The organism is Pseudoalteromonas sp. S3178 (assembly GCF_005886985.1).
GTDB classification, from domain to species: domain Bacteria; phylum Pseudomonadota; class Gammaproteobacteria; order Enterobacterales; family Alteromonadaceae; genus Pseudoalteromonas; species Pseudoalteromonas carrageenovora.
The window spans coordinates 23,174-35,223 of the sequence record NZ_PNCW01000024.1; the positions used below are offsets into that span (position 1 = coordinate 23,174).

Genomic DNA, 12,050 nt, shown 5'->3' on the forward strand with positions numbered 1-12,050 from the left:
GGAACTAACATGTCTGAAAAAAAATTAAGTTTAGCAAGCAAACGTGCCATCGAGCGCGGATATGATAAATATGGGCCTCAATGGCTTACAGAGTTTGATGTAGAACCTTTAAAAGGCGATTTTGCTTATGAGGAGGGGGTGATACGCCGCGACCCATCATCAGTTTTATATATTGATGGCGTTTATCACTGTTGGTACACCAAAGGTGAAGGGGAAACTGTTGGTTTTAACTCTACTAATCCGAATGACAAAGTATTTCCTTGGGATTTAACGCAAGTTTGGCATGCCACCTCAAAAGACAGTATTACATGGCAAGAGCAAGGCGTAGCTGTAAGCCCGGGTAAACCAGGTGATTACGACGACCGCGCAATTTTTACCCCCGAAGTGTTTGAACACCATGGTCATTATTATTTGGTTTATCAAACAGTACAAACACCTTATACAAATCGTCAGTACGAACATATTGCCATAGCTCACTCTGAATCTGCATTTGGACCGTGGATAAAATCACCAGAACCGATTGTAAGCCCAAGCAAAGATGGTAAATGGCTTGGTGATGAAGACAGTCGTTTTGCAGTAACCGCTAAAGGTAGTTTTGATAGCCATAAAGTACACGATCCATGTTTAGTGTTTTTTAATAATAAATTTTACTTGTACTACAAAGGAGAAACCCAAGGTGAAGGAATGAACTTTGGTGGTCGTGAAATAAAACACGGTGTTGCTATTGCTGATGATGTATTAGGTCCTTATGTTAAATCGCCTTATAACCCGATTTCAAATAGTGGACATGAAGTTGTTGTTTGGAATTATAAAGGGGGTATTGCTAGCTTGCTTACAACCGATGGCCCTGAAAAAAACACTATCCAATTTGCTCAGGATGGTATTAATTTTGAAATTATGGCGCATATAAAAGGCGGTCCAGAAGCAATTGGTTTATATAGGCCTGCACAAGGGTTCGACCAAAACCCGGCACCTGGTATTAGTTGGGGTTTGTGCCACAAATACGATGCAAGTTGGAACTGGAACTATATTTGTCGGTTTTCGCCTCGCAAGCAAGTGCTTGATGCGGGCACATTTCAAAATAGTAACTAAGGTTTGCAGTAATGAGTAATCAAAACAATCAATTTGATCCGACAGAACATCCACATCGCCGTTTTAACCCTTTATTGGGTGAGTCGGTGTTGGTATCGCCGCACCGTGCTAAACGTCCTTGGCAAGGTCAAGAAGAAAGTGTAGATATTGAGGTTAAACCAGAATACGACGAAAGCTGCTTTTTATGTAAAGGCAATACGCGTATTAACGGTGAAGTAAATCCAGATTACAAAAACACCTTTGTGTTTACTAATGACTTTGCCGCCTTGCGTGAAGGTGTGCCTGATGTGGAGCAGACTGATCCCCTATTTAGTATGCATACAGAGCGCGGTACTGCCCGTGTTATTTGTTTTTCCCCTAATCACGCAAAAACTCTACCGGAGCTAAGTGTTACGCAAATTACTAATGTAGTAAATACGTGGAAAGAACAATGTGCAGAGCTATCAAAAACATATAGCTGGATACAGGTATTTGAAAACAAAGGAGCTGTAATGGGGTGCTCAAACCCACATCCACATGGTCAAATTTGGGCACAAAATAAATTACCTAGTTTGGTTGCGCGTAAACAGGAAAACCTCAAACGATATTACGAAAAGTACAAAAGTAATTTACTGCTTGATTGCGCAAAACGAGAAATTGAAAAGCAAGAACGCGTGGTTTGTGTAAACGATGATTGGCTGGTGGTTGTACCTTTCTGGGCCGCGTGGCCATTTGAAACTTTATTACTTCCGCGTTTTGCTATTACACAAATGGTAGAGCTAAACGATGCGCAGCAAAGTAGCTTGGCGGATATTATTAAAAATATTACTACCCGATACGACAACTTGTTTCAGTGCTCGTTCCCTTACTCTATGGGGTGGCATGGCGCACCGTATGATGGCCAACACCATCCGTATTGGCAATTACATGCACAATTTTTACCGCCATTGTTGCGCTCTGCAAGTGTTAAAAAATTTATGGTTGGATACGAAATGATGGCCGAAGCTCAGCGCGATATAACGCCAGAGCAGGCTGCTACTATTTTGAAAAAACAATCACTAACGCATTATAAAGAGAACAATAAATGAATGTTGAGCACAGCGTACGTTTAGCTTTTTTAAACCACTTTGGGCGCGATGCAAGCTTTGTAGTTAAAGCACCAGGGCGCGTTAATTTAATTGGTGAACACACCGATTATAACGATGGATTTGTACTGCCTTGCGCTATTGAATATGCCACTTTTATTGGGGTGTCTCCACGTGCTGATGATCAAGTAAATGTACTTGCACTAGATTGCGATAATCAAACCGATTCGTTTTTTATAAATACTGACCTTAATATCCACAACACTCAAACGTGGAGTAATTACGTACGTGGTGTGATAGATGAACTACAAAAACGCGGGTATACACTAAGCGGGTGCGATATATGTATTAGCGGAAATGTTCCTCAAGGCGCGGGACTTAGTTCTTCAGCAGCCCTAGAGGTAGGTATTGCTTATGCATTTAATCATTTATGTGAACTGTTTATTGAGCGCAAAGACATAGCCAAAATTGCACAAGCAGCCGAAAATAATTTTGTCGGCTGCAACTGTGGAATTATGGATCAGCTTATATCAGCATGTGGACAAGAAGGACAAGCATTGGGTATAGATTGCCGCTCACTTGATTTAATTGAAGTGAGTATTGACCCAGAGATGACTATTTTAATGGTTAACTCAAACGTTAAACGTGGCTTGCTAGATAGTGAATACAATTTACGCCGAGAACAATGTTATGCAGGAGCAGAAGCTTTGTCTAAACCAAGCTTGCGCGAAGTAAGCATTGATGAGTACGAAAGTAAAAAACATACCCTTGATCGAAATGTAGCTAAACGTGTTGAACATATAGTGTATGAAAATGTGCGCACATTAGAAGCTATGCAAGCCTTTAGCAATAACGATATAGCTAAACTAAGCACACTAATGGCACAAAGCCATGCCTCTATGCGTGATTTGTTCGAAATTACCACCTCCCAAATCGACACTCTTGTGAATATTATCGCAAAAGAAATTAATGAATACGGTGGCGTAAGAATGACAGGTGGTGGCTTTGGTGGTTGTGTAGTGGCGTTTGTTCCAAATGTTTTAGTCGAGAATGTAATTAGCGCTATTGAAACGCAGTACGAGCAACAAACAGGATTAAAAGAAACGATTTACACAAGCGTACCTTCAGCTGGTGTATCACTTATAAGAGCGTAAGGACAACCAATGAAAAAAGTACTGGTAACAGGTGGAGCTGGCTATATAGGCAGCCACACAGTTTTAAGCTTATTAAAAGATGGTTTTGACGTAGTAGTAATAGACGATTTAAGTAACTCGAGTCGTGAATCGCTAACCCGTGTAGAAGCGTTATCAAAGCGAAAAGTTGAATTTATTCACGCCAGTTTACTTGATAACGATAAGTTATCAGCCACGTTTAGTGAACATAGATTTGAGTCTGTGATTCACTTTGCAGGTTTAAAAGCGGTAGGCGAATCAATAAAAAAACCACTTGAGTATTATTATACCAACTTGGTGTCTACCTTAAATTTATGCCAATGCATGCTTAAATATAACGTTAATAAATTAGTATTTAGCTCATCAGCTACAGTTTATGGGCAAGGGGCATCAGTGCCTTATACCGAAAACTTACCTCTAGGGCGTGCAGCAAGCCCCTACGGGCAAACAAAGGTAATGATTGAGCAAATATTACAAGAAATAGTCGCCTCAAATACTGGTTTACAAGTAGCCAGCCTACGTTACTTTAATCCTATTGGCGCAGATATTAGCGGCCAAATAGGAGAAGACCCATTAGGTATTCCTAACAATTTAATGCCCTTTATTGCTCAGGTAGCGGTAGGTAAACGTGACAAATTAGCTATTTTTGGAGGTGATTATACAACTGAAGACGGTACATGTGAACGTGACTATATACACGTTAGTGATTTAGCTAATGGTCATATTAAAGCCCTTAAATGGCTTGGCGAGCAACACCATAGTCTATATGAAGCATTTAACCTAGGCACTGGTACTCCTTATTCAGTGCTTGGTATCGTAAAAGCATTTATTGAATATACCGGAGTTGATATTAACTTTGAAATTGTAAAGCGCCGCGATGGCGACTTAGCTGCTTTTTGGGCTGATTCATCTAAAGCCAAGGCTATTTTAGGCTGGCAATGTATATATACCCTCGCAGACATGATGAAAGACACATGGCGCTGGCAAAGCAATAACCCTAATGGCTACCCAAATGTATAACTCCCTTATGTAAAGCACTGTCTACACAAAGCACCCTAATTCACACACAATAATAAAGGTGATTAAAATGAAACGCAGAAGTTTTTTAAAGCTCAGCGCAGGCCTACTAAGTTCAAGCCTATTAGGTGGTTGCAGCGGGTTATTTGCTTCATACCGAGGTGACTTAACCTCAACCGCGCCATTAGATAATACTAATTTAAGTAAGCAAGTGTGGCTTGGCAAGCATTTTTGGGGCAACAGACTACAAGATTGGCAGCGTATAGGTAATGAGCTTTTATGTACCCGAGAAGGAAAAGGTTTTGAAGCGCGTACCGTATCGTTACTCACTAGGCAACTTAATGGCTCTTTGCAAAGTGGGCGTATAAAAACCACCGTACGCAATTTAACACCGAATGAAGAGGGCTTTTGTGGATTTTTATTAGGGATTGGCAAAGGTGAGCTATCAGCTAAAGGTGCTGCTTTAGCACAGCGAGCTGGTGGCGAAAATGGCGGAATAATTGCCGCCTTTGACAGTTTAGGTAAATTATCATTTAGGCAGTTTGATGATGAAAGCAAAGCGCTTGATTTTACTATTATTAATCGTGCTCCATTTAATATACAACAATATAAAAGCGGCGATAAAATAACACTCGATTGCCATTTAGACCCAATAGATGCACACCATTTTGACATTCGTCTTGTGGCAAGTAATACAAATACTGCTCAAGAGTTAGGATTTGCAGTACTTCACAAAGTACCCGCAGATCAACTGCAAGGAGGTATTTCGTTATTAAGCTCTTCAGAGCCTTTTGTAGCAGGCGCACGTTGGGGGTTTAGTGATATTGAAACCGGTGGCGGTAAAATAACTCTAAATAATGCCAATACCTTAGGCCCGGTTATGGGGTGTATGTATAGCGTTAATAAACAGGTGCTCAAGTTATCTTGTCAGTTAATGCCTATTAATATTAAAGAATTTTCACGCGTAGAGCTGCAATATAAGTTTGAAAACCAATCCGATTGGCAGCATGCAGGCACAGCAAAAATTGAAGATGGGTTTGTAGCAAGATTTAGGTTAAGTAATTGGAACTATTTAAAACAAGCTCAATACAGAATTGTTAACCCACAAAAGCCTGAAGACACTTTATACTTTGGTACTATTGCTAAGGACCCACAAAATACTAAGGAATTCACGATTGCGTTGTACTCTTGTATTATTCCTACCTCCAAAAGCTTAGACAACACACATTACACACGCCTTATTAGCAGCGAGCGCGATTTAGGGCGTTACACCAAAGACAATATTTTATTTCCTCACACTGAGCTTGTTGAAAATGCCAATTATCATAACCCTGATATGTATGTTTTTTGTGGCGATCAGTACTATGAAACATACCCAACTCGTTATGGACGTCACACTAAAGATGCGAAACTAGATACCCTATATAAATGGTACTTATGGTACTGGGCATTTGCCGATAGTATAAAAGACAAGCCTACACTTGTTTTGGTTGATGATCATGATGTACTGCAAGGTAACTTGTGGGGCGATGGTGGCGAACACTCCGATATGCCAAAAGAAGAAGACGGTGGTTATAAGTGGGATAAAGACTTGGTTAAAATGATTTACCGTATACAAAACGGTCACAATCCAGACCCTTACGACCCTACGCCTATTAAATATGATATTCCTGTTACCTACGCCGCTTTTGAATATGGCGGAATTAGCTTTGCGATGGTTGAAGACCGTAAATTTAAAACGCCACCAGATTATAAAGCTAATAAGCTTACCACTACCGGTGAACTATTAGGAAAACGCCAAGAATCCTTTTTAAAAGACTGGCAAACTATGCACCCAGGCAAGCCTAAAGTATGTATTACAGCTTCTATGTGGGGGTCGCCTCAAACCGATGAAAACGGTAAAGCATTAATAGATTACGATGCAAATGGTTACCCGGCTGACGGACGAACACGAGCAGTAAAACTAGTAAGTGACGCTAATGCATTAGTAATTGCGGGCGATCAGCACCTCGGGTTACTTGCCTACCAAGGAATAAATACCTTTGATGATGGCAGCTTATTTTTTGCAGGCCCAGCTAGTGCGGCGTTTTGGCAGCGTTGGTTTGAACCCCACACACCTTTACCAAATCAGCGAAATAAAGACAAAAATACCGGTGATTTTACCGACACGTTTGGTAATAAAATGCGTGTACTTGCCGCAGCTAATCCAAAAGTAACGCATAAGCTTTTTGCTAAACAAAATACAACGTGGGGAAAATTTTTAGCAGACCGAAACTTAAAAAGTGAAGGTTACGGAATTATTAAAATAAATCACGCTAAAAAATATTATCAGTTAGAGTGTTGGCAGTGGAATACCGATCCTTCTACAGGCAAACAGTTTGCTGGTTGGCCATATATAAAAGAATTTTAATTAGTCGCATGCTATTTGTAATAAACGCTTTGCAAGTAGCTATTTAAGCTCTATTACCTAAAAGCAATTTAATGTTTAGGCATTAAATTGCTTTTTTATAAGCAATTCAATATTGTTAACAAAATACAGTTGACAATGAATCGGTGATCATATTATTGTTTACAAAAGATTAACCTGACAACATAATAAAACCTTAGAAAAGGAACACACATGACAATCATCAACAACGCGTTTAAGTTAAGCGCAATTACAGCGGCTGTACTTGCAACACAATTGGCCTATGCCAAGCAAGATGAAAGCACACAAGAAAAAACTAAAGCTGAGTCGGATATAGAAATAATTGAGGTGAGTGGCTTAGCGGCCAGTGTTAAAAAATCGATTAACGATAAACGCTTTGCTGAAAACGTTGTTGATTCGATTAACGCGGAAGATATAGGTAAGTCTACCGATCAAAATATTGCTGATGCGCTTTCGCGTGTAACAGGCGTATCGGTGCAATCTGTTGATGGTGAAGGCGCACGAATTTCAGTGCGTGGTGCAAATTCACAGCAAAATAATATAAGTATGAATGGTGTGCAACTAGGTTCCACCGGTTTTAGCCAAGGTGTAGATTTATCGCAGTATTCATCAGATATCTTATCTAAAATAGAAGTGGTAAAGACCCCAAGCGCTGACCACGAAGAAGGATCGCTGGGCGCAAACATTAATCTTTCTACAACAAAGCCGCTTGATTTAAATTACGAAATTTCGACTATGACATTAGAGGGCCGATACAACGATTTATCTGACAAAGAAAATTTTAAAGTATCAGGCACTATGTCGAAGAAGTTTTTTGAAGACACTTTTGGTGTAGTTGTTACAGCAGTTAAAGAAACAAATGCTTACAGAAAAGATCAGTATTCAGCAACACAGTGGTTTGCACTAGAATCGCCACTGGCCAAAGATACAAATGGTAATGTGGTAGAAAATGCGGTTGGTATTTCACCTCGCCTTACTGATTATGAATACCATGAAAGCCAAAATGACCGCACTAATTTTAACCTAGGTTTACAATGGTTAGCTTCAGATACTACAGAAGTAAATTTTAATGCCAATTTGAGTAACCAATCAATCCAAAACTCAATGCACGGTATTCGTACACGTTCTGTTGATTATAAAAACTTAGTTGAAGGTGAAGATCCTGGTTTATCAACGGGACCTTCAATTTATACAGATCCAGAAGCAGATTGGCGCACCATTGACCTAGAAACTAACACCTTCACTAAGTTTGTAAATCGCTTTGGTACTGGTGACTTGCTGCAATCTGAAGCTGATTTTGATAACAAAAGCGCTGTTTACTCATTAGATATTAATCATCAGTTTAGTGACTCGTTGCAAATGGATGCTGGTGTTGGTTATTCAAAGTCAGAACAAGTTCCTAATAACTCTGTGTATGTTGGTATGCAAAACTATGGGAATATTAATGCATGGATCATTAATAATGTCTCACCAGAAGACGTTGAACCTGTTGGCTACGACTGTACGCTAAGTAGCCAATGTCAGTTGGTATCTGGAAGTGGTGAAATTGATTATGGCGAAAACAATACATTTGGTGATCCACTCAATGTATGGGATAACTATGGCACGACAGGGTTTAACCCTGATGATTTAAGTGCGCAACATTTGAATTATATGAGTCGTACGTTAAATACAGTAGAAGATGAGCAAAAATCGCTATTTGTTGACTTTGATTATGCACTTGATTCAAATAACTTCCGTTCAATTGAGTTTGGCGCGAAATGGTCTAACCGGACTAAGTACGTAGATGCGCAACAGGGTACATTTAACACAGTGGGCGAAGGTGTTGTTGTGTTAAACCCTTATACAGGACAACCAACCGTATTAGGCAGTGGTTTACGTGATATATCAGGCGATATGGTGACAAGTGGTGACGAATTCCCAGTCGATGACTTTATGGCTGGCCTTGGTTACGGTCGCGATAGCATTACTGATGGTTGGTCTAGTTTTTCTGCATTTAAAGCTTTTGAGGTCGCTCAAGGTAGTTCAGAGGTTGCGTTTGATATTAATGATTCAAATACACGTAATACGGAACTTGATAATTTAGCTTTATACACTAAGTTAAATTTCGAAGTAATGGATGGTAAAATTACTGGTGATGTTGGTGTTCGTTATGTAAAAACAACAGTTGAAGTACAAGGTTCATCCGGCGTGCAATTTGCTTATGACCCTTCAAATGCGGCACGTTTAATGGACCCATTCAAGCTTGAGGAGTTACGTGATACTAGCTTACCATTATGTGAGGCAACGCGTTTTTACGGAACTAATTATGACGAAGAAGCGCGTTGGTCACGCGTTGATGGTTTAGGTTACGATACTGTTGGGACTAATGATAAAACAGATGATGTTGCTATTGCAGATCAAGGTGCGTGTCATGATCCAAATGCTATTCAAGGCAATCCTAATGAATCAGAGTGGTGGTTATGGCGTCATTCAGATGTCTCAACTGAAAAAAATTATGTATACGGCGAGCGTAAGTTTGATGAAAACGGTAACTTGTTACCAACAGAAGATCGCAGTGTTCGCACATTTGCTGTAACAGATGAACATGAATATGATCTGTTTTTGCCAAGCTTAAATATCAATTATCTGCATGATGAAGATACAATTATCCGATTTGCTGCATCTAAAACTATGGCGCGCCCACAAATAGACTCTCTACGTCCTGGCTTTAAAGTAAGTGAGACACAATGGGGTGGAGAAAACAGGAATAATTCTATTACACTGACTAACCCGAAATTAGATCCACTTGAATCATTTAATCTTGATTTATCGTATGAGTGGTATTTCAATAAGTCAGGTTTATTAGCTGCGACACTGTTTTACAAAGATATGACTAACTTTGAAGAGTCTGAAACAATCGTGACTTATATGGATGACCTACGTGACGTAGGACTCACAGAAGGCGAATCATATGATCCAAGTGACTTAGTACTTATTGCAGGACAAGATAGCTTAGAAGCCTGTATGCCTAAGCGCTTCCAAGGCGGCGAAGACTACTTAAAAGACTGGATGTACTCAGGTGATTTAGAGCAAATGTGTGCTAAATTTAATACTACCCGTATTAAAAATGGTAAAGGTGCATCAATTAAAGGCCTTGAATTACAGTACATGCAAACCTACGACAATTTACCTGGTATTTGGTCTGGTTTAGGTCTGCAGGCTAACTACACGTACCAAGATAGTGAATATGATCAAGAAGTCTCTTCTATTGATAGCAGCGTTAAAGTACCTTCGCTTGCGGTGGCTTATACACCTGAACATAGTTATAACTTGACTGGTTTTTGGGAGAAAAATGGTCACCAATTACGCCTATCTTATCAAGGTACAACGGATCAATTAGTGCAACGCTCTTGGGAGAATGGTTCGCTTTGGGAAGAAGGTCGTCAAACACTCGATTTCTCCGCTACTTATCAAGTAACAGATATGATGTCTATATCATTCCAAGTTGCTAACTTAACAGATGAAGGAGTACGCCAGTACTTCACTAGCAGGTTTCTTGAAGCAGGCGGTGTGACCTTTAATGAAGGTAGCCCATTAGAAGGTGATGCAACGAAGTCACGTACGGTTTATCAATATCATACCGGACGTACATTTAGACTTAATACCCGTATTAATTTCTAAACCTTTATCCACTAAAAAGCCCGCAGCGTTGCGTAATGCCAGTCAGTTAAGCTGACTGGCGTTTTTTTTCTTGTTATATGGGTATTTAGAGGGTTTGGGTTTTATCCACCTTTTATAGCACCTATCTTCGCGCCGCCTTGGTAATTTAAAGTAACCTAACTGCTCTATTAATAGCGCGTAGTGCTTTGGAATATTCCCCGGTGATGTCAGTGGTATCGTTGCAAAATATTGGGTAACTGCCATTGAACAACTCGCAAAACTAAGTTGATTTGGTAGTACACTATCAAGCTTACTCGCAGCCTCTGTCATCGCTTGTCTTATGAGGTTATATGCGAGTAATATCCCCCACAATTCTTGCTCTATCATATCGGGCCGTTTGCTTCTCAAGGTATATTTACTGTTCAATAGTATTTCCCTAAAGCCCAGCTCTATTTCCCAGCGATAACAATATAATTCAACCATTTCCTCATTTGGAAAGCGCATTGGGTCAATCATAGACGTCAAAATGCGATAGGTTTTTCCTTTAATTGTTTTTGTAACTAAGCGTGCCTCAACATAAGTAGGTAAGTCAGTGAATTTCTTTCTAGATTGCGGGGTAGACGTCAGTCGTATCTGTAAGTCATTAGGGCTTATTTTCTTTATCACTTCAAATTGAAGGTCTTTGCGGGCAGGTATCATCCAGTGCCTTTGTTTTCCTGCTTTTTGCCAGCGATTCAGTAGCCCAAGGGAATAATACCCTTTATCAAATATCGTTAACGAGTTATCTGGTGTTTGCTCAATGAGCTGCTCAGCTAATCGCATTTCACTCGTTCTATAATCAGAAAATGCACTGTTGATGAGTTGGTGGCTGGTGACTTCCATATGGCAGACCATACGTATTTTAGGAAAGATATTTTCACTGTGCCCATTGCTTTGGGCTTTAAATATTTCATGATTTTCAGGTGTGTCTGTTGTCCGCCAAACAACACCATCGACAGCGAGTAAATTGAGCCCCACCCATGTTTCAAACTTATCGCTTTGATAACTTTGCTTTGCCATTGCTAAGAATACTTGCTTAACAGCTTCGGAGCCTAGGCGTTGCCTTGCTTGTACTATTGCGCAGGGTGCTAATAAAGGTTTTTTATCAGGTAACATAATGTCCATTTGAGTTGCTATATCCCAAACCGAACGTTGCCTAAATAAGCTCATGCCAATGATTGACCATAATACAGCTACTAAAGGGAGGCGGCGCTTTCTAACAGTTGCTACGCCAGCTTGTTGAAAAGCGTGTTCGATTAATTCTGGGGAGAGTATTTCAGCATACTTTTCAAATGTGTGAAACGTGTTGCATGCATCGAGAGTGGAAGCTAATTCATGAGCAAGTTGCATAAAAAAATCCTATGACCTGTGATCATAGGATTTTGATCTCATTTTACCGTTCGTCAAGCTTTTTCTTCCTTAACTGATCGGCATTACGCAGCGTTGCGGGCTTTTTTGTATAAGCACAACAAAGCTTCTATATACCGTGTTGACGAATGCAGGGCTATGAATTAGCTGGCTGACTACTATTGCGTTAGGCTAAAGCGCTGCAAATTTACGCCACGTTCGATTCTAATATCAATTTAGTAAAATTGA

The 12,050-nt window shown here is 40.0% G+C and carries 7 protein-coding genes; 6 read left to right on the forward strand and 1 reads right to left on the reverse strand.

The features are described 5' to 3' along the window. Window positions 1-9: 9 nt before the first annotated feature. The 6 genes from CWC11_RS06430 to CWC11_RS06455 all read left to right on the forward strand — a co-directional run bounded on the left by CWC11_RS06430 (window position 10) and on the right by CWC11_RS06455 (window position 10,436). The gene (locus CWC11_RS06430) at window positions 10-1,092 is read left to right on the forward strand and encodes a glycoside hydrolase family 117 protein (RefSeq protein WP_138682034.1); all 1,083 of its coding nucleotides are present in this window, start codon (window positions 10-12) and stop codon (window positions 1,090-1,092) included. Window positions 1,093-1,103: 11 nt separating this feature from the next. Next, the gene (locus tag CWC11_RS06435; RefSeq protein WP_138682035.1) at window positions 1,104-2,159 is read left to right on the forward strand and encodes a UDP-glucose--hexose-1-phosphate uridylyltransferase; all 1,056 of its coding nucleotides are present in this window, start codon (window positions 1,104-1,106) and stop codon (window positions 2,157-2,159) included. After that, the gene (gene galK, locus CWC11_RS06440) at window positions 2,156-3,310 is read left to right on the forward strand and encodes a galactokinase (RefSeq protein WP_138682036.1); all 1,155 of its coding nucleotides are present in this window, start codon (window positions 2,156-2,158) and stop codon (window positions 3,308-3,310) included. The genes CWC11_RS06435 and galK overlap by 4 nt, the downstream gene beginning before the upstream one ends. 9 nt (window positions 3,311-3,319) lie before the next feature. Further along, a complete protein-coding gene (gene galE / locus CWC11_RS06445; protein ID WP_138682037.1) occupies window positions 3,320-4,348 on the forward strand; it encodes a UDP-glucose 4-epimerase GalE in 1,029 nt (342 codons plus the stop codon). A gap of 67 nt (window positions 4,349-4,415) precedes the next feature. After that, a complete protein-coding gene (locus tag CWC11_RS06450; RefSeq protein WP_138682038.1) occupies window positions 4,416-6,755 on the forward strand; it encodes an alkaline phosphatase D family protein in 2,340 nt (779 codons plus the stop codon). A 210-nt stretch (window positions 6,756-6,965) separates the two neighbouring features. Further along, entirely contained in the window at window positions 6,966-10,436 is a 3,471-nt protein-coding gene (locus CWC11_RS06455) for a TonB-dependent receptor (protein WP_138682039.1), read from the forward strand. A 42-nt stretch (window positions 10,437-10,478) separates the two neighbouring features. On the opposite strand, the gene CWC11_RS06460 is transcribed toward CWC11_RS06455, so the two are convergent. Beyond that, window positions 10,479-11,804, reverse strand: coding sequence for an IS4 family transposase (locus tag CWC11_RS06460; RefSeq protein WP_138682040.1), 1,326 nt, complete (start codon window positions 11,802-11,804; stop codon window positions 10,479-10,481). Window positions 11,805-12,050 lie beyond the last annotated feature (246 nt).

Coding starts and splice junctions, on each gene's coding strand:
- CWC11_RS06430 (WP_138682034.1), top strand. CDS start 10: ATGTCTGAAAAAAAATTAAGTTTAGCAAGCAAACGTGCCATCGAGCGC.
- CWC11_RS06435 (WP_138682035.1), top strand. CDS start 1,104: ATGAGTAATCAAAACAATCAATTTGATCCGACAGAACATCCACATCGC.
- galK (WP_138682036.1), top strand. CDS start 2,156: ATGAATGTTGAGCACAGCGTACGTTTAGCTTTTTTAAACCACTTTGGG.
- galE (WP_138682037.1), top strand. CDS start 3,320: ATGAAAAAAGTACTGGTAACAGGTGGAGCTGGCTATATAGGCAGCCAC.
- CWC11_RS06450 (WP_138682038.1), top strand. CDS start 4,416: ATGAAACGCAGAAGTTTTTTAAAGCTCAGCGCAGGCCTACTAAGTTCA.
- CWC11_RS06455 (WP_138682039.1), top strand. CDS start 6,966: ATGACAATCATCAACAACGCGTTTAAGTTAAGCGCAATTACAGCGGCT.
- CWC11_RS06460 (WP_138682040.1), bottom strand. CDS start 11,804: ATGCAACTTGCTCATGAATTAGCTTCCACTCTCGATGCATGCAACACG.